At 42.1% G+C, this 21,711-nt stretch carries 22 protein-coding genes and 1 pseudogene; 8 read left to right on the forward strand and 15 right to left on the reverse strand.

Going from position 1 to position 21,711, the window contains the following annotated elements; genetic code table 11:
• Window positions 1-73: 73 nt before the first annotated feature.
• From AC1DVJ_RS25630 to AC1DVJ_RS25640, 3 genes are all read left to right on the forward strand, one after another.
• Window positions 74-766: a GIY-YIG nuclease family protein gene (locus AC1DVJ_RS25630; protein ID WP_477594720.1), complete on the forward strand. Its 693-nt coding sequence runs from the start codon at window positions 74-76 to the stop codon at window positions 764-766.
• Window positions 767-1,075: 309 nt separating this feature from the next.
• Complete coding sequence (locus AC1DVJ_RS25635) at window positions 1,076-1,216, forward strand: hypothetical protein (RefSeq protein ID WP_477594722.1); 141 nt, start codon at window positions 1,076-1,078, stop codon at window positions 1,214-1,216.
• Window positions 1,217-1,398: 182 nt separating this feature from the next.
• Window positions 1,399-2,589, forward strand: coding sequence for an AlbA family DNA-binding domain-containing protein (locus AC1DVJ_RS25640; RefSeq protein ID WP_477594724.1), 1,191 nt, complete (start codon window positions 1,399-1,401; stop codon window positions 2,587-2,589).
• Between the two features lie 587 nt (window positions 2,590-3,176).
• On the opposite strand, the pseudogene AC1DVJ_RS25645 reads toward AC1DVJ_RS25640, so the two are convergent.
• Window positions 3,177-3,356: pseudogene (locus AC1DVJ_RS25645) on the reverse strand (DUF255 domain-containing protein); the annotation flags it as partial.
• A gap of 162 nt (window positions 3,357-3,518) precedes the next feature.
• Here AC1DVJ_RS25645 and AC1DVJ_RS25650 point away from each other — a divergent pair.
• Window positions 3,519-4,487 carry a stalk domain-containing protein gene (locus tag AC1DVJ_RS25650; RefSeq protein WP_477594726.1) on the forward strand — a complete coding sequence of 323 codons (969 nt, stop codon included), beginning with the start codon at window positions 3,519-3,521 and terminating at the stop codon, window positions 4,485-4,487.
• 83 nt (window positions 4,488-4,570) lie between these two features.
• Here the strand turns inward: AC1DVJ_RS25650 and AC1DVJ_RS25655 are convergent, their stop codons facing one another.
• The 7 genes from AC1DVJ_RS25655 to AC1DVJ_RS25685 are packed head-to-tail and all read right to left on the reverse strand — an operon-like array spanning window position 4,571 to window position 13,359.
• Entirely contained in the window at window positions 4,571-4,906 is a 336-nt protein-coding gene (locus tag AC1DVJ_RS25655; RefSeq protein ID WP_477594728.1) for a DUF1801 domain-containing protein, read from the reverse strand.
• Window positions 4,907-4,936: 30 nt separating this feature from the next.
• Entirely contained in the window at window positions 4,937-5,791 is an 855-nt protein-coding gene (locus tag AC1DVJ_RS25660) for a diguanylate cyclase domain-containing protein (protein WP_477594730.1), read from the reverse strand.
• Window positions 5,788-7,878: a cellulose biosynthesis cyclic di-GMP-binding regulatory protein BcsB gene (locus AC1DVJ_RS25665; RefSeq protein ID WP_477594732.1), complete on the reverse strand. Its 2,091-nt coding sequence runs from the start codon at window positions 7,876-7,878 to the stop codon at window positions 5,788-5,790. Before AC1DVJ_RS25665 ends, AC1DVJ_RS25660 begins: the two co-directional genes overlap by 4 nt.
• Window positions 7,879-7,894: 16 nt before the next feature.
• The gene (locus AC1DVJ_RS25670) at window positions 7,895-9,145 is read right to left on the reverse strand and encodes a glycosyltransferase family 2 protein (protein ID WP_477594734.1); all 1,251 of its coding nucleotides are present in this window, start codon (window positions 9,143-9,145) and stop codon (window positions 7,895-7,897) included.
• Window positions 9,142-10,707, reverse strand: a complete 1,566-nt coding sequence (locus AC1DVJ_RS25675; protein WP_477594736.1) for a hypothetical protein — start codon at window positions 10,705-10,707, stop codon at window positions 9,142-9,144. The genes AC1DVJ_RS25670 and AC1DVJ_RS25675 overlap by 4 nt, the downstream gene beginning before the upstream one ends.
• Window positions 10,700-12,208, reverse strand: a complete 1,509-nt coding sequence (gene wsfD, locus AC1DVJ_RS25680) for a glycan biosynthesis hexose transferase WsfD (RefSeq protein ID WP_477594738.1) — start codon at window positions 12,206-12,208, stop codon at window positions 10,700-10,702. The genes AC1DVJ_RS25675 and wsfD overlap by 8 nt, the downstream gene beginning before the upstream one ends.
• Window positions 12,209-12,228: 20 nt before the next feature.
• Entirely contained in the window at window positions 12,229-13,359 is a 1,131-nt protein-coding gene (locus tag AC1DVJ_RS25685) for a hypothetical protein (protein ID WP_477594740.1), read from the reverse strand.
• Window positions 13,360-13,580: 221 nt separating this feature from the next.
• Between AC1DVJ_RS25685 and AC1DVJ_RS25690 the strand changes: the two genes are divergently transcribed.
• Window positions 13,581-14,525: a serine hydrolase domain-containing protein gene (locus tag AC1DVJ_RS25690; RefSeq protein ID WP_477594742.1), complete on the forward strand. Its 945-nt coding sequence runs from the start codon at window positions 13,581-13,583 to the stop codon at window positions 14,523-14,525.
• A gap of 73 nt (window positions 14,526-14,598) precedes the next feature.
• On the opposite strand, the gene AC1DVJ_RS25695 is transcribed toward AC1DVJ_RS25690, so the two are convergent.
• From AC1DVJ_RS25695 to AC1DVJ_RS25715, 5 genes are all read right to left on the reverse strand, one after another.
• Window positions 14,599-14,910 carry a hypothetical protein gene (locus AC1DVJ_RS25695; protein WP_477594744.1) on the reverse strand — a complete coding sequence of 104 codons (312 nt, stop codon included), beginning with the start codon at window positions 14,908-14,910 and terminating at the stop codon, window positions 14,599-14,601.
• A 177-nt stretch (window positions 14,911-15,087) separates the two neighbouring features.
• A complete protein-coding gene (gene speD / locus AC1DVJ_RS25700) occupies window positions 15,088-15,900 on the reverse strand; it encodes an adenosylmethionine decarboxylase (RefSeq protein WP_477594746.1) in 813 nt (270 codons plus the stop codon).
• Window positions 15,901-15,999: 99 nt separating this feature from the next.
• The gene (locus tag AC1DVJ_RS25705; RefSeq protein ID WP_477594748.1) at window positions 16,000-16,683 is read right to left on the reverse strand and encodes a DUF7002 family protein; all 684 of its coding nucleotides are present in this window, start codon (window positions 16,681-16,683) and stop codon (window positions 16,000-16,002) included.
• A gap of 147 nt (window positions 16,684-16,830) precedes the next feature.
• A complete protein-coding gene (locus tag AC1DVJ_RS25710; RefSeq protein ID WP_477594750.1) occupies window positions 16,831-17,076 on the reverse strand; it encodes a hypothetical protein in 246 nt (81 codons plus the stop codon).
• A 98-nt stretch (window positions 17,077-17,174) separates the two neighbouring features.
• Window positions 17,175-18,176 carry an NADP-dependent oxidoreductase gene (locus AC1DVJ_RS25715; RefSeq protein ID WP_477594752.1) on the reverse strand — a complete coding sequence of 334 codons (1,002 nt, stop codon included), beginning with the start codon at window positions 18,174-18,176 and terminating at the stop codon, window positions 17,175-17,177.
• Window positions 18,177-18,285: 109 nt separating this feature from the next.
• On the opposite strand from AC1DVJ_RS25715, the gene AC1DVJ_RS25720 reads away from it, so the two are divergent.
• The 3 genes from AC1DVJ_RS25720 (at window position 18,286) to AC1DVJ_RS25730 (ending at window position 20,453) form a co-directional block, all read left to right on the forward strand.
• Entirely contained in the window at window positions 18,286-18,771 is a 486-nt protein-coding gene (locus tag AC1DVJ_RS25720; RefSeq protein WP_477594754.1) for a MarR family winged helix-turn-helix transcriptional regulator, read from the forward strand.
• A gap of 76 nt (window positions 18,772-18,847) precedes the next feature.
• Entirely contained in the window at window positions 18,848-19,273 is a 426-nt protein-coding gene (locus AC1DVJ_RS25725) for a VOC family protein (protein ID WP_477594756.1), read from the forward strand.
• A 193-nt stretch (window positions 19,274-19,466) separates the two neighbouring features.
• Entirely contained in the window at window positions 19,467-20,453 is a 987-nt protein-coding gene (locus AC1DVJ_RS25730) for a copper amine oxidase N-terminal domain-containing protein (RefSeq protein WP_477594759.1), read from the forward strand.
• 27 nt (window positions 20,454-20,480) lie between these two features.
• Here AC1DVJ_RS25730 and AC1DVJ_RS25735 read toward each other — a convergent pair whose 3' ends face one another.
• Entirely contained in the window at window positions 20,481-21,161 is a 681-nt protein-coding gene (locus AC1DVJ_RS25735) for a DUF4956 domain-containing protein (protein WP_477594760.1), read from the reverse strand.
• A 20-nt stretch (window positions 21,162-21,181) separates the two neighbouring features.
• On the reverse strand, window positions 21,182-21,711 hold a 530-nt coding region (locus tag AC1DVJ_RS25740; protein WP_477594761.1), incomplete at its 5' end, for a polyphosphate polymerase domain-containing protein.

Raw genomic sequence — 21,711 nt, forward strand, 5'->3', positions numbered from 1 at the left:
ACTAACATGCAGGAGAAAGGATATTTTTTTCGAATATTGATATTGATTATGAAATGGAGTTGAGTCAGTGGTAATGAAAATTCAACCTTTTGGTAAGTACAGGATTATCAGTATTGCTACTGACGGAAAAAAGCATGAATGGAATCTGACAATAAATCCAGATAGAAAAGCTTGGACATTGGCACACACTGAAGTATCGGCTGGAGATTACATCAAAGGATTTCTGATCAAGGAAGTTTATGAAGTCTTCGCTCCTGTTGAAGAAACGGAAAAACCAGTGCATAAAAGAATCGATAGAAAAATAGTAAATTCTAAAAGTTGGTTAAAAGTGCTTGAACTTGAAAGTCGATCTCGTAAGTCCACCCAGAACAGTTTTAATGATTCTTCCTTTAAATTTGAAAGTGGAATTTACCGAATCAAAAATGAAACAAATGGAAATTTTTATATCGGAAGATCATGGAATGTAGGCAAAAGATGGAGAACACATTTTAATGAACTTCAGGAAGGCGTCCATCATAATCATTTGCTACAAGAGGATTGGTGGTGGAGTTTAGAGGGGAAATTCCTAACGTTTGAACTTCTCGAAAGATGTGACAATCGCTTAGATGAACTCGTTGAATTTGAACAAGAATATATAGATGAATATTTCGGCAAACCCAATTGTTATAATCTTTCCCCCTACGCCCACGATGCATCATGTTACATCAAGGAAGTTAACATTAGGAAGAAATTAAAGAAAAAATGGGATATGAACAGATTTCATTAAGATAAATTAGAAGGGTTATAAAATGACAAAACTAAAGCCTTTTAAAAAATATATTGTACAAGTAAAAGATCAATGTAATGGTCAGAAATACAATTGGAATTTAGATATGAGACCCAGTAATAAAGCGTGGAGATTACAAATTGGTCAAGAATTATATGGATGGTTATGTAGTAGTAGATATTAAAGAATCAGGGGATTCTGACCGAGCATATATAAATCAAAATAATGGAAGTGAAACCATAACAGCTAATAGTTCACCATTGTGTACTACATGCATGGGGCGTACGTTTATGGATTGTAGAATGTGTGATGGAACTGGTGGATTTGATGGGAATTGTAATCGATACCAAGGGTCTGGAAAAACTTACTGCATTGAATGTAGGAGAGAAGGCCGATTATAAAAATAAAATGCACCTTGATATTGTGACACAATTTACTAACGTTGTGTAACAATACCCCGCTAAGAACAATACAAAACTAAGCTGTAAGATAGTCCACGTTATATACTTTTCCCACTTCTGATTATTATGATCTCAGTCATTTCATTTTAATATTCTAATTAAATCAATAAAGGAGTTAAATTTTTGATGTTGAAATGTAATATAAAAACTAAATACTAAAAGGGGCTAAAAATGAGACTTTTCGAAAAGAGACTTACTGAAATAAGTAAAGATGATATTGAAAGACTTATTGAAAATAAATTATCTGAATCTCTCGTACTTGAATACAAGCTGGAATTTCAAAAATTTAATGAATCAGGAAAGAAAGAGTTATTAGCGGATATTTCTGCAATGGCTAATTCTGCTGGCGGTTTAATTATCTTCGGTATTAGGGAAGCTCAGGAAGATGGACACAATGCTGGATATCCTGCTGAAATTGTAGGACTTACAGATCCAGATGGGAATGTTTTGAATGTTGAGCAATTGAAACAACGATTAGATAGAATAATTCGTGATGGTTTAGAGCCGAGAATACAAGGTATAGAGTTCCAAGAAGTGTCTTATGAAGATAGGTTGTTGTTTATAATAGCTATTCCTCGTAGTCTTCAAGCCCCCCACATGATTAAGTACTTGAATGATAGCAAGTTTTATGGAAGGTCAAATACAGGTAAATACCAGATGGATGTGAGACAAATTAAAGAGTCGTTCTTACGAACTTACGAATGGAAAGCAAACGCAGAAAATATAAGACAAGAAAGATTAAGAACGCATCAAGATAGAACAATTCATAGGGTTTTTAATCCGTCAGTAATTGTTCACGTAATTCCACTCGGTGAAAGAGAATTAATTGAGGTAAAAGGAAAATCTACTGAGATTGGAAATTTACTAACAAGTATTGCCCCTCCTGGTTCTCGAATGAGGTATACAACGACTTATAATTTGGATGGAATTATTAAAAATTCAACGGATACTCGTGATTTTTTTCAGATTTTTAGAGATGGAGGAATGGAGGCTCTCGGTTCCATAAATTATGAGCCTGATGATAGCGGTGCATTTCAGTTTTTTTTATCCCAAATTACGAATCCCGTAATGAACTTCTTTCGTAATTATTTTCACTTTACAGAACAGTTTAATGTCACACCCCCTTTTGTTGTGTAYGTAAGTATAATTAATATGGATAGCGCGTTTGTTCAAACAGGGATTKGGCGAATTCCATTTGCAAACGGAAAAGATAAAGTTCTATTGCCAGGAGTGTTAATTGAAGATACTGATGTAAATATTGATCATGCACTTCGTGCTACATTCGATATGCTATATCAGTCCTGTGGATATGAAGGTTGTAAAACTTATTCTGATGATGGTACTTTTATTTTTGATTACTAAGAATTTCCTGATAACAGATTCTATAATTTTGGTTATTTAGTGAATCAACTGATAGCATCGGTCCCTTAGAGCCTTGGCGAATGTAACGCTAAGGTTCTTAGTTTTTTCAACCACAATCTATTCAACTAATCGTCCGATTTTTCAACAAACAAAAAAGAGCTGTCGCTTATGCCACACAGCTCCCTCTTTATTGAAAAACATTCAAAACACTACACTCGCACAATGTCATCAAACACACTCAACTCATATGTGATAATGGGCTTGACCTTCGATGATTCGCGTTTATTTTTCTTTGTAAAAGAGTGTGACTCTATTTCAAAAGATTTCCACCGAATAAGCTTTGGTCGGCTTTTTCTTTGTCAACAAGAGTTTGCAATTCCTGTTCACGTATTTCCCAGATAGATTTTAAGATTACTTGTCTCAAGAACTGGCTTGTATCGAGGCCATAGAGAAAGCCTTTGAACAATAGTGTGATCCTTGTACCAAATGTGAGGGGATCTATCATAAAAATGGACAAAAAAAAACGCCTCGGTGTAATGGAAACGTCTCGGGAATCCAAATAAGAACAAAAGTTTGGTTATTATACATATTTGCCACCAATGGCAAGTGGAGTATCCGATCGATAGAAAGATAGGTTTGTTTTCACGTTTTGCTATTTCAAAAGCTTCTTCTGACCAAGGAAACCAGTCAATTGGGTTGAACGCATGCTGCAGCAAATACGGTGACTTTTCCTTGATCAATCTATTGGGTTTATTGTTCGTTATCATATAAGCCCCACATCCTTATTGTTATGTTCCGAGTGTAGCATACCCTTCAACAAAATAAATAAAATCCCTCCAAACTTTCTACGAAACCCATTCGTCTTACAGGTATAAAGGCAACTTGATGAACCGAGTTGTACTGAAATAACCCATTGGAGGTATTTACAAATGAAAAAGAAAACGATGATTGTAACGGGCATACTCGCTACTTTGACACTAGGAATGGCAGCGGGAGCTTATGCTAATGGCACTCTTACAGAGGTAAAAGCGTTTCTAGATTCATCCGTACAAGTGAACGCTGGCGGGACAGCCATCTCTCTGAAAGATGAGCAAGGTAATGAAGTGACTCCGCTTAATTATAATAACTCGATCTATTTGCCTGTACGTGGTGTAGCTCAAGGACTTGGCTATGAAGTGATTTGGGATGAGAACAGCAAAACGGCTTATCTTAGTGAACATAATGAATTCCTCACGTTTCGTGCAGATGAAGAGCTTGTCCTAGCTAAATTTGGCTACACTGTGCAAATCCCTTCATCTCTTGGAGGAAAAGTACGCCCTACCGTATGGCCGCAGGAATCCCTTGCAAATGGCGTTGCATCAGGTAAATTGTCCAAGAACATGAAAAGTGCGATGGATATTCTGTATCTTCCTAAAGATGTAAAAGCTCCAGCTACTGTAATGGCTACTATTGAAGTGTTTACACAAACAGATTGGGCTGCTGATCAGCACGATGCTAACGATACTGTATTGGCTACTAAAGGCAGCTACGTTTATGTGCTGCATAATGAACAAAAGAATACCTTTGCCGCTACTAGTGAAGACTATACGATCTACCAACAAATTGCTGATCAATTTGCGGCAAATCAGTATGAGCTTGTCCTGTCTCACGCAATTAACTTAAACCCAACTGTAGTATCTCAACTGGTTGGCAAGTGGACAGAAAAGCAAAAGGGTACCGAAATGGAGCTAACCAGCGATGGCGTATTATATCGTGCGGGAGCAGCTGTGGGTAACTATTTGATCCTAGATGCCGGGCATATCAAGTTCGTTGCGGACAGAGCCATTAACACGGTTTCTTTCACAATAGATGGAAATACACTGCAAATGGGCGGTCAAACATTTACAAAACACGAATAATAAAAAAAGCCTGAGCGCGTTCAAAAGACGCTTCTCAGGCTTTTCCATTTATTTCCACCTGTCGTTCATGATTCACGGATACATTAAAGCGTACTAGACGCCTGCTCAAGCAGTTTGGCCATTTGGTCATAATCCGGCTTATCGCCTTCTCGGATTTTCAGCCATTTCCGTTCAGCAGGTCCTTCGTAATTTTTCGGGACCTCCAGACCTGTCGCATTCATAATCATAAACGCAATCGCATCTTTGGAGGGGGAAATAACTGCGGCATAATGGCCGTTTTTCAAGAAATGCGGTTTTTTATATTGGATACGCTCAGTTACCTCGGGAATTACTTGGTGGACCATTTGACGAAGTTGTTGACTTACCTCAATCTGCCAAGCTGGAAGCTTTTCTATAAAATCGGTAACCTCTTGATTCATAGTCGCGTTTCTCCTTTTATTAAAATTTACTCACACATCGAACTCCAATTGCGTTTTCGCTAGCGTAATAAATTCCAGCGGATTCTGAACCTGCTGAGCATCGTACTCGATCGCTCCCATTTTCAGGATAAGCTCGACCCGATATTTCTCCCTGTACTCATCTCTGTTTCGTTCTTCGACGCTATTCCGCAATCGATCAATGACGATATTGGCTCCAGGTCGGTCCGTGAATAACAGCATTCCCCACATCGGATTTTCCTTGTTGAGTAGATAGAGCGAATCATTCGTACGGATGCTGGTTTGGCTCATTTTGGACAGGTCTAGTACGGCTTCAATCAGCTGCTCTTCCCCAATAATGCGTCGGATCTCATCCCAATATTTAACGCTGAAAACCATGAGAGTTAATGGAATGTTATAGCGAACAGATAGCGCCATGAAGATCGTCGCGTCAGATTGAAACGAGAAGGTATTCTTCAAGCTCGTTTTGGCATCTACGGTAGCAAGGGATTCGTTGGCTTTCCGCAGTTGATCATTGTCCAACTGAAGCTGACGAGTCCCATAGGTAAGCAACCAGGTAGAGATGGTAAATAAGGGTGTCATGATGAGCCAGAAGTAGTTCTGTGTACCAATCAGTCCGCCTACAACCACCGTTTGGTAGAGCGTGAATGTGCCATAGCCAAAGATAAATAGAATGTTCAGTATCAATCCCGTCGTTACGTTTGTAAAGTAAGTCACGATMGCAATTAATAAGGCGAGATTCAAGAAGATAATATTTTGGATGTAGAGGTTCGGATTGCCTGCTGTAAATACAATACATATAAAACAGACAAGAATCAGCAATATGAACGCGCCGTCCGAAATCATACTGCTTTGCAAGCGCCTCATCGACGATCCCTCCGCTTCTTTCTATACTTACGAATCAGTAAGATAAGTGAGAGAAGAACCAATAAGGCAACTAGAACGAACGCGGCCATGAATCCCAGAACATCCTTGCGTTCCATGACATCACTCAGTACCGTAGATGGCTCAGTCGTTGTTACTTTTTTAAACCGAAAAGCCTTGATGTTTCCATCGATGTCAGTTACAGCACCATCTCCGAATACTTTCCACAACGTGCCTTCAGAACCGATGAGCTTAGAAGCCAGATAGGCGTATTCCGTGCTACTCCCTGTGACGGCAAGCAGCCCAAAGCCGCTCGCATAAGGCGAATCGATTAATTGCAGCGTTCCAATGCGAGTGCCATACTTAGCCTCGATACTCATTTTTTCATTGGAAACGAAGCCTGTACCACTTTTATTATATTGAAAATAGAGTTTGTCATTGTTATTACGAATAACTTGGTTATTCTGATAACTGCCGATGGCGATAATTTCTCGCCCTTTGAGTTGTGATGCCGCGACATTGTCTTGATAAAAAAGAACCTCGCCCGTATTGCTCTGTGCATAACGCCCTAGTAAATTAAAGATATTCGTAATGGTTTGAAATACGTATGTATCGTGCTCTTTGGGCAGTACGACGGCCACTTGATTGTAGCTGCCATCTCTTAGAAATGGATAGGGGTAATTGTTAAACAGCATGTCCGCTCTATCTTTGGTATTAAGCTGCAGCATGGAATCCTTGTCAACGAACGCCCATGGCATTTGCTCCTGATTCTCAATACAACCTGCATTCTTGATTTCCAAATCGAAAGCAACTTTTACTGTAAAATTGCCACTAATATTCAACGATTTAGGTACAGCAATATCAATATGATCATTGTCGGCGAGCTCCATGGACAGCTTCTTACTGCCAATCGGCGTATCATTGATTAGAATCGTAACCATAGATCGATCGAAATCAAGATTTTTGGCATATCGAAATTTAATGCTCAACTTACTCGCATCTGCGATCGAACGGTTGCCAGGTAGGGAAATGAAGTAGGCTTTCTCTCGATGACGATCACCAAGGAGCTTATCACCCGTTTCCGTTAACGTCATATTTCGGCTTAAGATCACGGTTGGCGTGTCTACCTCCGTAGTAACATCCACTTCCTTACTATCCGTATCCAGTTGATTTAGCAACGACTGATTGCCTAATAAACGTCCTGCTTTGACCAGCAAAGCTGAGTCAGAGGAAGTCACAACCAATGTCGGACGTCCTGCAAGAGTTACCAATTGGATCAAAGCTTTGTTCTCGAGATTATAGGCTTGGATGGCCGACTTCACGTCCTCGGGAAGATCTTCATATAACGAGATGAGAATAATAGCCTGCTTCGTTTTCAAATTGTCCGCGCTATACGCGACAATCGGTATGCCTTTGTCCGAAACGGTATTCGCCTTAGCAAATCCGGATAGCGCATAGGTTGCCGCTTCGAGTAGGGCTAAGTTGCTTCCACCCGCCGTGACYGCAATGGCATTCTGGCCATCTTTGATGGTATCCATGCCGATAAAATGCTCATTAAAATCGCGGATACTTTTTTGGATCGCAGCAGTTCCGTAATTCACGGAAATTCGGGAGGTTTTCGCTATTTGCAGCCAATTATCCCGCGTATCTATCGGCAAACATGCCATGACTGCAACAGGTGAGGTTGTTTCGAAATGTCCTTGAACCGTTAGCGTGTTCACGCCTTTCACGATCAACGCTACAGGCGCTAAGACCGTCAACTGCTGCTGTTTCGTTTCTTGAAGGAGCGGACGGAAAGAATGAAACGGTTTGCCATTCATCGACAGCGTTATGCTCGAACGCTCATTCTGGAGGAGTCGAGAAATCTCATAGTCGAGATGTACTTCGACACTTGTAACATGCCAATAGTTCTCCACCTGGAAGTACTGTTGCGTATAGGTAACGCCTCCAATTAACGACGTATCTGTAAAATTAGTTTGGTATTGTCTATTCCCAGAGAGTGAGACTTCCTCAGCCCATGCTAAAGGGCTTAATGAAATAAGCAGGGAAAACAGACAACCGATCGTAATTAACAGCCATCGTTTTTTCATAAATAATCCCTCCTGCCTAATACCTTTCGGTTTTATACCATTTGGCTTCTCGTTTGAAAACCAAATCCTTCAAATAGGCGTACATGCCATATGCCGCTACAATCATCCACATCTGGCAGTAGGACACATACATGAGCATAATAATCCAAACATTGGATAGTTTCATTTCACCCTTTTCTGTTACTAATGTTATAAATGTACCCACAATGAATAAGATTATGGCCAGCCCCCATAAGAAGGAGCTAAAGCTTGCGATGGTCGTTCTCACATAACCCAATGCATGGAGAACAAGCAGTAAATCGGACATTACGAGGGATGATAGCAACAACACATAAATGGATAGATAATATAAAATATCGAAATGGATGTTCCGCGCTGATCGATTAAACAACAACGGTATATTTTTGACGATGACGTAAATATTTCCCTTCGCCCATCGCGTTCGCTGCTTAAACCAGACCTTCACGGTCTGCGGCTCCTGCTCCCAAGTAACAGACTTAGGTTGGAACTTAATCTTGTATCCCATCAAATAGATCCGGAAACTGATTTCCGTATCCTCCGCGATCGCCTTCACATCCCATCCACCCATATGCTCGATAATACTTCGTCGAACAATGAAATTCGTACCTGGAATCGTGCAAAGCTTGAATAGCTTCCACCTGCCCGCTTGTGCCATCCATTGAAAGGATAACGTCTCGATATTAATAAAACGGGTCAACAGGCTTGCATCGCGATTGCGCGTGCGGAATTTCCCAATAACAGCTCCTAGAGAAGCGTCATGCGTAATTTCGGAGACCAGATAAGTCAATGCCGTTTTCTCAGGGGTGTTGTCAGCATCATAGATGGCAATCAGTTCACCTTTGCTTAGTTTAAATCCCAAATTCAAAGCATTGGACTTCCCTTTTCCCCCTGTGATGTTATCCGTATTCAAAATGATGAGATTGCGCCGTGGATATTTTGCTTGGAGATTCCCTAACAGCACACTGCTATTATCGGAGGAATTGTCATTAATGACGATGATCTCATAACGATCATGAGGATACGACAGCGCGAGCAGGGATTCAACTGTCTTGGTTATTACTTTCGCCTCGTTATGGGCAGGCACCATGATGCTGACGAACGGAGGCTCACCTACCAGGGGGGCAACGGGTTTGTTCTCAATTTGAATATAGTACAAGTATCCTGCAACGATGAGTACTACATTTACTAAAAGGAGAGACCAGATACAGAAGACGGAAATTAGCATCAAAATATCTGCAATTGTCATAATGATCTCTCCTGATGCATGAATTTTCGTTTATACATCCGGTATCCGATAATTAGAAACACCATAAACACAAAAAGCGTCATTAAGATAAGAACAATGAAAATGTTATTTTGCACGGAAAATAAAGTGGTAAAGCTTTTTTTAACTTCTTGTACATACGCGTGGTCGGAGTCAATCTCTACGATATTGTTGTTTAAAACGATCGCATGTCCATTGATTTGTAGATGACCGCGGTGCGAAGTCAATTCATTCGTTTCCGTGCGGACGGTATGAACCCCATTCTTATAATCGGCAATTGTCGTCCAACTTGAGCGCAAAGTATCCATTGTCGTTTCTAATGCTTTGTGATCTACAGGAAATGGATAAACGAACGCGGTATTCATCGGTAAGGGATCAAGTATTCTATTAGACATGGTGTACTTGCTTAACTCCTCTGCTTTCATTGTATACACGGAAGATGCAAACACACTCGATGTCGTTGTTTGCGCGCGATACATAAGGCGTTGATTAGGGAAAATGATGCCTGAATCAAAGAAAGATAAGCCGTTTCCTGTATAGTGTTGATCATAGGTCCAATAGAGCTCGGTGCCAACACCCATAGGAACAATTCCATAACCCGCTAACGCATTGAGGAAGGCGCTCATTTGTGCTTTTAATATCGTGATGTCTTGACTGATTGTTGAGTTAACAACGGGCGCATTCACAATAAGACTTCCGTTTCGCGACTGTAGATGTTTAAGTGCTTCCAAATAGCGTTTCATAGCGGGAAAATCCAGATTGTTAAGTACGGGTTGCACGCTTGCGATAAAAGGAATTCCGGCATCATACAAACGATCCGCCATCTCATTCAGTAGATCGAGATCAGAGAAAGGATATATCTCGTTAAACAAGACATAATTCTGGCTTGGCGTCTTAACTGACAACCAGTCCTTTACCACATAAGCAGCTGCTTGCTCRCTTAAATTCCCTTTCAACAAGTAAGGGATATAAGCGTATTTACCTTGGATAACTCCGTAGGGAGAGTTTGTCTTCATTTTCTCCGAAGTTATTTGACCATATGAAGTCCCCGCGAATTTCGTTATATAGGAGATGCTGTTTGCTGTTAGGGAGCTTTGTGAGAGCTGTCCGATCGCAAGACGAATGGTATCTTGATCTAACAGTTGAACTTCTATGTTCATTTCCTGTCGAATATTCGGTGGTAGCCCATTCCCTATATGCATATATTCCCCAACGTACTCATTCATATCCTGCTTAAAAAGTTCTGGCATTTTCGAAAGGTCATCCGAATTGCGAATCATAATCACTTTACCAAATTTAAGCAGTGTACCCTCTTCATATCTGTCATACGAGGTCAGCGTCACTTGGACGCCAAACGAGGCAAGTATGCGCTGAACGGCTTCTACATTCCCCTCTCTCGGGGTGCCATTAGCTAAGCTATCATACATGAGCAGAACAGAAGTCTTCTCTGTTTGATCAGCAGAAGTAACGCTGGGGGAAAACAACGGGAGCATTAGGCAGATGATAAGAAGCAGACTTGTACGTAAAACTCGCTGACTAATCATGTTGCTTCCCTCCTAGCTCTGCCTCTAGCTCAAGGTCACTTTCAACTTCTTGGATCCATAATCGCTTTGCTAGTAAATCTCCAATTGTAATCAAAGAAACGAGATCGAAGACTAACGTAAATAAAAACTCATGCTTGGTAAGGTCTGCATCCCCAGCACCAATAATGGAAACGAAGATGCCAGAAAGTCCAATTGCGATTATCATAACAATCAACGGCAGTCTGACAGCATTCCTCCGTTGCCCAGTCCTTATCGCTTTCACAAAGGATGGCATATAAAGCCCCATAACAATCAGTGTCCAAAGGATCACAAAACCAAATGTTTTGGGGGCTAGATTATCTTTCAACAAGCTGTAACCGGAAAAAAAGATCGTTTGTGCGCCAAATGGTTTGCCTGTCGCAGCTTCGTAATTCCCCAAAGCATGAGGCCGAATGGCAAAGCCGTCCTGTGCAGCCAGATTGAGCATTTTGCCTGCTTGATCAGGATGAGCGATGTAATAGGCCAAAATGGATCCAACATTGTATTTGCTGTAGAATTGGTCCTGCATATGCTTTGAATCCACTGCGAGTGACGTGTATGGATCGTAATATAAAGTCTCATCTAAGACGGCATACTGCTTATCGATGCCAAAGCTTTCGAGCGTCTTTTCCGGGTTCACCGACCCCATAAGCACGCCGCGCGTCATGGCATGATATTTATTGATATTGACAAATTCCTGCGGAATAAGGACATAGCTGCCGATACCCACACCAAGTAGAGCAATTAGCAAAGTCGCCGTTATCATGCGATACGATCTCTTTTTACGAATATAAATGAAAATGACGCCAAAAATAGCAATAATCAGACCTACAGGGGCATTCTGTTGCTTACTTGTAGTCAAAATAATGCCGCTTRGAACAAATACTGCTAGCATCACATAATCGTTAAATCGTTTCCGATACATGAAAATGCCCGCGGCAACCATGAAAATCGTCATAATGAGCACAACACTCTCACTATAAAAAGAATTAAAGTAAGCGGTATATCCCGTATCACCTAAAATAAAAATCGTAAGGATAGCAACGAGATAGCCTCGCTTCTTTGACATTTTCCAAGTAAGTGCCTCAACAAGTAAATAAATAGCAGCCGTATATAAGACAATGTACATCCCAGCTTGAAAACGAATATCGAAACGATGAGCGTCATGAAATAGAAGATTGAGAACGAGGGATACTTTGATAAACAAAGTTTGAGATGAAAATAACGTAGAACCATTCTCGTTATAATACTGATAGATACCGTAATTTTTTACGAAATGGCCGAGATATTGATTGTTATAGTTCGGATCATTGAAATACAAGCCATTACTGTACAAAATACGAAAGTAATCACCATTATCAGCCATCCCGATATAGGGTGGTGTCAGAAGTGCGATCACTGTAATCAGGAACACCACGATGGCAGCGAAAGCAGCTGGGGACACATTACGCAGAATCATTTGCAAACCGCGGATGTTCCACATGTGATCGCACTCCTTTCTGATCAGTACATGTACGCTAACAGAGCCATCAAATTATCGAAAGAATAGGCTTGTTGGGCGTTTATATCCCCGAACCCACCATGGAGCGGGCTCTGTGGGTCATGTATCTGAAATTCGTTCATTTTGTGAATGCTATCTGCATACAACTCTTGATCCTTGATGACTGACCCAATCATGGCTGAAATAGCATAGATCGCTGTTGACCTAACATCATTTATTGGCTTTCCATTCTGATCATATTGGCCGTATAAGGTCCCTGCTTTGACCTGCTCTTTGATATAACGTATACTGGCAGCCTGTTCCTGCTTAACTTCAGCCAGATTCAGAATCGTTAGCAAGGATTCCACCGTGTTAATTCCTTCAGATTGGTATTCGTCCGACTTAAAATCATAGCGTGTTTGGTAAAATGGAAACGAATCCGATAAGTATCCTTTTTCGGCGATTTGAAGCATGTTTGCTTCAAGCGCAGCCCTCTTTTTGCCAGACAACGGAACAAGCTCCAAGGATCCAGCATCTATGTAGCACAAGGATAGGAATGAATTTGTCATTTTGTAGGTTGGATCATAGAAATCTCTCAATTGCCCATTCACAACATTATATTGATAGAAACGCTTTCCGTAAGCTTCGGATTCTTTTTGATAGCTTTTCGTACCAAAGGCAACAGAAGCTTCATCTAGAGCACGAATGATACGTAAATCATCTACTGTCGCATTCATCGTATACTGTTTGTTATGTTTAGGACTATATCGATAGCTAAAGCCATATTGCGTGTCAAATGAGCGTTTGGTTTGCTGCCATTGTTCGTCAAACTTATCCTTCTGTCCAGTAAGCGCGTAGTAACGCATGAGAAGTCCGGCAGATTCACTTAATACTTCGTGCCCCGAAGCTGCAGCGCCATTTTGATCCGTATCTTGCAAATTCGTGAATATACCATGGCTGCTAGTAAGCTTGTTCGTAATAAAAGCAAACAATAAGTTCCGGTTTTCTGTCATTTGCATAGCTTCACCATACTGGCTGCTGAACTGCCGCTGCAGAGAATGGCTATTACCCATATAAGGGCTGAAAATCTTATAAATCATGAAGACACCAACTAGTGCAAGGCTGATCACCACTAATTTTCTGAAAATTCTCATGTACCACCACTGCTCCTAACACAATCATTTCCAGAAAAATACGTCGAATGATATGATAAAAAGATTACACACTATATCTTAGGTGAAATCTGTCTTAAAGCTCTAATATATGAGCACACAAAGGTGTCCAAGTTAGTTGTAGTTTATCACATGCAGCACATCGTTCAAAGGGTAATTCCTCCCACAAGTAAGAATAATGTCATTAAAAGAAGAAGGTTGTCATGAACTTTCCAAATTTATCCAGTGCTCTAGAACCAGCCAATCTGGTCAGTTGTCTTATCTACCAGCAAGGTCAACTTCGATTTGAACATTACCGAGAACCACACATGGCAGATGCCATTACAAAAATCAATTCCTGCACCAAAAGCGTGCTATCTTCCCTTTGTTGTATCGCTATGGATCAAGGTTTGTTGCCTGAAGTATCGACACCTGCTTCTGTTTTTTTTCCGCAGTTTGCGAAAGAACCAGGTAAGCAAGATATAACGCTCCTGCATCTTTTAACGATGTCTTCTGGCATCAATTGGACAGAGTTCGGCGGGCAGAATTCCTTCCCTCGTATGACAAGAACGCCTAATTGGGTAAATTTCGTGTTAGATCAACCTTTGTCCGATACGCCTGGCGCGAGAATGACATATAACTCGGGAGGATCGCAGTTATTGTCCGCCATCCTCATACAAGTAACAGGCATGCCAGTTGCCCGTTTCGCCGAGTTATTTCTCTTCGAGCCACTTGGCATTGAATCCTATACGTGGGAACACGACCCTCAAGGTATACATACAGGCGGATTTGGACTGTCACTTCGCCCCATCGATATGCTGAAGTTCGGTCAACTCTACTTGCAACAAGGCAAGTGGGACAACAAACAGATTATTCCTCAACATCTTGTCTCCTGTTCCACTGGGCCTGCTATTCGTGTTGAGCCACCGCGTCGCGGCAGCTATGCTTGGCATTGGTGGACAGACTCTTATCCGGATCGTACAGATGACGGTTCGACCTCTAATACGATAAATTACTTTAACGCGTATGGCTTCGGGGGCCAATGCATCTATGTGATCCCTAATCTTGAAACGGTTGTTGTTTTGACCAATGATCAACGAAAAAAGAGCAAGATCCCGTTGCATGTATTCCGTCAATACATTGCACCTTATTTGGTGGAGCTGCTTTAAACCATGCAAAATAATAGAAAAAAAGCCTGCCACATGTGACAAGCTCTTCTCCAACAAAGAAATGATTAAATGATTACGATAATAAGGAATAAGCTAAAAATCCGCCCAATGGCACAATCCAGATCAGCGGGATGCAGTTCCAGACCAATGATGCCCTGTAACGCCGACTTGAGAAGGATACCCATCCGCCAATTAAAGCTGCGAGAAGTCCCACGGGATACAACAAAATAGCGATAAAAATGAGCCAAGTGGTCACATTGCTGGCCGCATCAGGATCGTCAAACAGCATAACGGACATGCCCGCGATAAACAGCCAGACAAGTACAAAAATGAGATACACAATCTGCGACAAAATTAATGTCCATAACATCTTCTTACGATTCATGATCATCATCCCGATTCCATGTGGTAACGTATGTATACTAGATGCAACACCTCAAACAGAATTATTTTAACATAAAAGCGAGCACTTTTTCTCTTATTTTTTGACAAGATTCGCCTGCAATGACAAAAAGGCTTTGGAGCAGTGAACTGCTTCCAAGGCCTTTTAAATTTGCAATCCTCAGTTAAAAATCATATTTTTTCCATAAAAAATCTCATCCATTTCCCATTTGACACTTTTCTCAATTTCCAGTTGTTCTTCCTTGCTCAGTGTATCCTTCGTGTAGCCGAACAGATAATTGTTCAGATCAAACTCACGAAGCTTGCACTTGGTATGAAAAATATTTTCCTGATACACATTCACATCGATCATCTGATATAAATCTTGGATCTCCATCGGGATATAATTTTGAATGGAGCTGATTTCATGATCAATGAACAGTTTGTGCCCGCTGATATCACGTGTAAACCCTCTGACTCTGTAATCCATCGTCAAAATGTCATTATCAAATGAGCGAATCAGATAATTCAACGCTTTAAGCGGGGATATTTCTCCGCAGGTCGAGACATCGATATCTGCTCTGAAGGTGCTAATTCCTTCGTCTGGATGATATTCGGGATACGTATGCACGGTAATGTGGCTCGTATTGAGATGCATGACGACCGCATCTGGCAGTGGCCCAGGCGACTCTTCGAACGATTCGTTCGGTTCCTGTTCGATGGGTCCTTCCGACACTAGCATGGTTACGCTAGCACCTTGTGGCACATAATCTTGCTTGGCGACATTCAACACATGCGCCCCGATAATGTCGGCAACAGTTTTCAATAGGGAGGTCAAACGCTCCGCATTGTATTGCTTGTCTATATAAGCGATGTAAGCTTCGCGTTCTTCTCTCGTTTTGGTAAAGCAAATATCATACATGTTAAAACTGAGCGATTTGGTTAAATTATTAAAGCCATGCAGGGTAACCATTTGCTCCGATGTAAGTTTCAAAAGTGTACTCCCCCTAAGTGTCATGCCTTAAACAGCTAATCTTAGGATGGTATGTTAGTGGCGTTTTTATCCATGTTTACGCTATAAATCATGCAAGGATTATGTTCTCAAATCTTGCCAAGGCTTGGCTAGATGAATCCAACACTCAGGAACAAGTTTATTATTTTCAACATAAATCGCTAGCAAATAGTTCGAGACATCATGAACCTTATCAGCAATGAGTACCTCCTTTATTTCAGAAGCTTTTGTTGGAATCAGGCGATTCGTTACGCTTTTGAAATCCTGTAAAGGAAGAAACATAGCCTCACTTTTCTTATAGGAACAGTTTAACGGAAACCGCGGAGAGCTGCCTGAGTCATATTTTGACAACTTCACGTAAGTATAATGATGGAACAATAATTCATAGGCATCGAATTTCAATACGGCAAACCCTCCCTCAGGTTCCCTTCGAGCATAGGTATCCATCATTTTCAGACAATCTCTTAAGGTTGGCCAAAAAAATACGTGCCGATCTAGACTAGCTCGAAATTGCTCTTGTGTCGTGGTGGGATCTATCATGATATCTGAAATCCGCAGATGTGCGTTGATCGTCACTGAAAAAGTATCATAATCCACTTTAATTGGCTCTGATCTGCGTTTACCTGTGGACAGAGGATTGATGTGAGCACTGGACAATAAGGCGTCAAAATGCGCAATGGCCGGCAAATTACTTATTCTTGTAAAATGGTAAAGGAACTTTCTGCCTTTGGCTTTGGTAATTACCGCTATAAGTGGATCTGTCATTATGCAACGCTCCGTAATTTTCTAATTTTGCTGATATCACATGCTTGATGGTAGATTTCTCAAATGGTGCATAATTCATGTGTACAAGCTGAGGTAAGTACGGAAAATAAAGAACAGTCCGTCGTCCTCATCAGAGGGCAGGCTGCTTTAATTGTTGTTGCGCTGTATTTCTTTCGGACTATTTTCCACGTAATCGTTATACGTCCCTCGCCAGAAGGATTCATCTAACTCCTTATAGGATAGTTCCACACTTCTCGTTATACCTATCTGACTGGCATGATATCGATAAGCATTGAAAAAATCCCTTTCAATTGTGGTGTACGCAATGCCTATTCTCACTAGTGATTGTTTGGCTAATCCCATGCCGACAATGATCGATACGCATGAAGCCATACATTTCGTTAGTATTGTTGATGTATGATTTGCGGAGACTGTCTCGCGCGAACTAAACTTACGGGCTGCTTTTGACGCGGGCTTGGCCTTTAACGCCGTTAATCTCGCAACCGAAGTACAATCCGACCGCGCCCATGCCCTGTTTGACTCTTCTCGTGTGCTTGACGTACATCTTCCAGGGCGAAGCTTTGCTCAATGTTGATCATCAGCTTTCCTTCTTCGATAAGATCAGCAATGGCGATTAAATCCTCTTGCGTGGCGACGCCAGGACGAATCAATGTGATATCGTGCTGCTTGGCTATCTCCAGCGGCGGTTGGCCAGCGATCGAAGCCAATCGTCCACCTGGCTTCAATACAGACCATGTACGCGCCAATGTCTCGCCGCCGACGGTATCGAGTACGAAATCAACATCCTTTACAATCTCTTCAAATCGTTCCGACGTATAATCAATTATCACGTCAGCCCCTAGAGATGACACATAGTCCAAATTCGCCGGCCCTGCGGTTCCTATTACCTCGGCACCGAGCCCTTTCGCGAATTGAACCGCGAACAAGCCCACGCCTCCCGCCGCGCCGTGGATCAGAACACGCTCGTTCGGCTTCACTTTGCCTTCCGAGATAATCGCACGCCACGCCGTGGTGGCTCCTCCAGATAACGATGCCGCTTCTTCATAGCTGATCGAAGCTGGTTTAAGCACAATCGCATCCTCAGACGCAGTCGTGTACTCTGCGTAGGTTCCCTTCGTGCTGCGCCCAAAGACAGACTGTCCAATCTGCCAATTGGACACCCCTTCACCAATGGCTTCCACAACGCCTGAGAACGCAGTCCCCGGGATAAGAGGGAATTGTACAGGCATCGGGAACAGCCCTCTGCGTATTTTCCAATCGACAGGAAGAACGCCAGCCGCATAAATGCGAACAAGCACCTCTCCTACTTGAGGTTGCGGAATGGGGATCTGCTCCACTTGCAGAACTTCAGCTTCACCAAACGCATGATAACGTACAGCTCTCATCAATTTAACGTCCTTTTTCTTGTCCTTATTAACGTCTATATTTCCGACTCGATTCTCGTCCCAATTTCCATCCCTGTTTTCTTCCATCTTGCCTCTCTCCTCTTTTCACTTCATCTATGCTATATTTAATGAGTATACTCAGTAATTCAATTTATACTGAGTATACTCAGCACTTTCCCAACTGTCAAGGAGGACTATGAAACCTACTCAAACCAACCATCCCGATCCATCAATTATATCGATGGACTCCAGCCTTGCTGCAACGCCCCCAACAGCTGGAGACGTCCTACAGCTTCTCATACGCACGACCCATCGGCTCCATACACAATTTGAGGAGCACTTGTCTTTACTAGGTATACCCACTTATTTAACAGGGCCGCGCGTAAGGGTACTCATTGCGATTGAAGAATCAGGAAGCATTCGCATGTCAGATCTCGCTTCGAAACTAGGCATCAAAGCACGTACCGTCACTCAATTCGTTGACGCGCTTGAGCAAGAGAACCTCATCATTCGCACTACGGACCCAGATGACCGCCGAGCAACCTTCCTTCAGTTGACGGAAGAAGCCCCTCCGTTGATTGCCAAAGCTCGCGCCGCAATGAGCCAAGCTTCTGAACAGATCCTTCAGTCACTATCCCCAGATGGGCGAAGCCAACTTCAGGGATTATTGCTAAGTTTATAAGACGGTTGGATTTTCCACTCGACCAATGGTAGAATATAGGGGATTGTCCCAAAATCACAATTAGAGGAGAATGGTCATGTCAATTAATGCTTATTTAAATTTCCAAGGAAACACTCGCGAAGTTGTGAACTTCTATGCAGAAGTATTTAACCTGCCATCTCCAAAAATCATAACATTTGGCGATATGCCGGAACACCCTGAGTATAAGCTTCCAGAAGAAGCTAAAAATGGTGTTATGCATACGCGTCTGGACATTAACGGAAGCGTGCTGATGTTCTCCGACACATTCCCAGGTATGCCATTCATTCAAGGTAACAATATCAGTCTTTCTTTCGTTAGCGCAAACAGCGAAGAAATCCAAAGTGTTTTCCATAAGCTAAAAGAAGGCGGCAAAATCGGCATGGAGCTTCAAGCGACAGACTGGAGCAAATTATACGGTCAAGTTGAGGACAAGTTTGGCATTCTGTGGCAGTTTAATCTCGATAGTGGTGAGGGTTTCTAATCAATAGAAACTGAATACTTGTTAAGTAAAGCCGCTGGTTCCTTCCAGCGGCTTTTTGCTATGCGAAACTATGAAAATGATTACATTGTACTAGAATTCTTGTTATGATTAGAATAGCTTTTTGAATAGGAATAGCATTAGCATTCAGTATACTTTGTATCAAATTCAAATTCGTTTCGGAAGGGAAATGAACATGCGTTGGACTCTTCTTTTCACATTCGTATCTGGCATCTTCCTATTAGGGGCTGATTCCCCATCAGAATCCCCTGATCAACATATAGAAATTCTGCAATTCCGTACGCAACTTACTCCCAACACAGAGCCTATCAACGCCATCCTTCAGGGAGCTGACCACTTTGAGGTCGCTTGGAGATTGCAAGATGTTTCCCCTCAAAACCTACTTATTGCCAGCGACAGTACGGCCTATTATCAATCCAACAATCAGTGGAAATCTGTCCTTCCAAGTGGTGAACGGCAGCCCGTCCTGCAAAGCACCAAGCTCCCCGAAGCCGCGAATACGCCTATGAAGCCAAATTTGAAAGTAACAGCACGCAGCCTTAGCCTGCTCGAAGATCAAGAAACACGTTGGACCTACTCACTCCCTGAATCAAATCAAATTCGTCCAAATACAGTTCAATATGATGATGCTGAGCATATCTATTTTCAGGATAACAACGGAAGTTGGTATTCGCTTAACCTTAACGGGAAAGAGCGCTACAAGCTGATGCTGCAAGCTCAGGACACCCAGCTTGTATGCAAGGCAGCACCTGCTGGCGACGCTTTCTGCAGTTCTCCACAGATTGGCATCTTTGCCATTCGCGAAAAAACAAACGCCCCTCGCCTCATCATAGATGGCAAAGAGCGCTTTTTCACACAACATCCTGAAATTATGAACGACCGCACCTTCGTACCGCTTCGTTCCATCTTTGAAGCCTTGCAAACGAAAGTCAAGTGGAACGAGGAGACTCAGACGGTAACAGCGACCAAAGGAAGCCGGACGATTCAACTGACCCTGGATAGCGAAATTGCTCATATAAATGGTAAGAAGGTCCAGCTTGACGCACCTCCGATCCTTTTTCAGGAGAGCACGTACGTACCTCTTCGCTTCGTTGGAGAAGCACTTGGCGCTACCGTAATCTGGGAGAATGCGACTCGAACCATTCAGATCATCAGCAAATAACGCGCAAGTGGCAGCGATCTTTTCATTTTATTGGGCATAGTCTCCCGTATAATTAATAAGAGACACATCCTGCACGCCTTCAATTTGGGACAGCTCATTCACAAAAGCCGTGTTATCATCCCTAAGACGCATCTCCAACGTCAATTCCGTAAAGTTTTTGCGGACTGTTTTCGATTTCACTTGATAGTTCATTTGTCTTAACCTAATGCGCAGCTCACCTATGGAATCGTCCGTATGACGAATAATCAATAGGTAGGGCTGTTCTCTTATTTTGCGCCTAGAAAGGAATAGAAGCGCACCACCAACGGCGAGAGAACCGAGCAGTGAAACCGGGTAGAGCTTCGCCCCAGTTGCTATCCCTACTGAAATCGCCCAGAACATGTAGACGATATCCAACGGATCCTTCACCGCGGTTCGGAACCGCACAATACTGAGCGCTCCGACCATACCAAGTGATAAGACAATGTTTGTGCTGATCGTCATAATAATAAGTGTTGTAATCATACTCATCAGTACAAAAGTAACATTGTAGTTGTAACTGTAGACAACGCCTCGAAATGTTTTACGATAAATATAATAGATGAACATACCAATTCCGAATGAAACGGCAAGCCCTAACAAAATATCGATGTACGAAATATTGCGGAATGCCTCCAAATGAATGATGCTCTTTTTGACGACATCCTGAAAGTTAAGTGAATCCCCCATGTTGCCCCCCCATTGATTTGTTACGGTCTAAAATGCCGATAACCTAGTTCACGGCAGATGACATACTTGGAAATGCTGGAACGGTTATGCGCATCCGGTCTGACGATGAGCCGGATCGCTTCCGGAAGAAAATCGTTGTACTTAATCTCCATAACGGTCCTAGTTGAATCAAGAGCTTCCGTCAGGACCAAATGTGGATCGAACAAATTATGAGAATTAACGCCTGCTGATAACATTTTATCAAATGTAATACGTACGTCTCCCAGCTCATACACATAGGCTTCACGCACATAATCAACAATCGCTGCTGGTTGATATCCGCCTTGCAGCGCTCTGTAGAAATCCTTAATAAGTTGATGGTTAAACGCTAAAAGAAAGGACGTCTCTCCGTTTAGTATCCGATCATATTCTTCTCTATTCAGCTGAACAGCTTCTTTGCATACATAATCGCCGTATTTGCTCTTTCTCTCCAGCTTAATCGTCCGGTCGCTGCCATTATAAATACGAATACGATATTTTTGCCGACCGAAGATGCCGTTCACTTTATCAT

Source organism: Paenibacillus sp. P4_A9 (genome assembly GCF_056402415.1).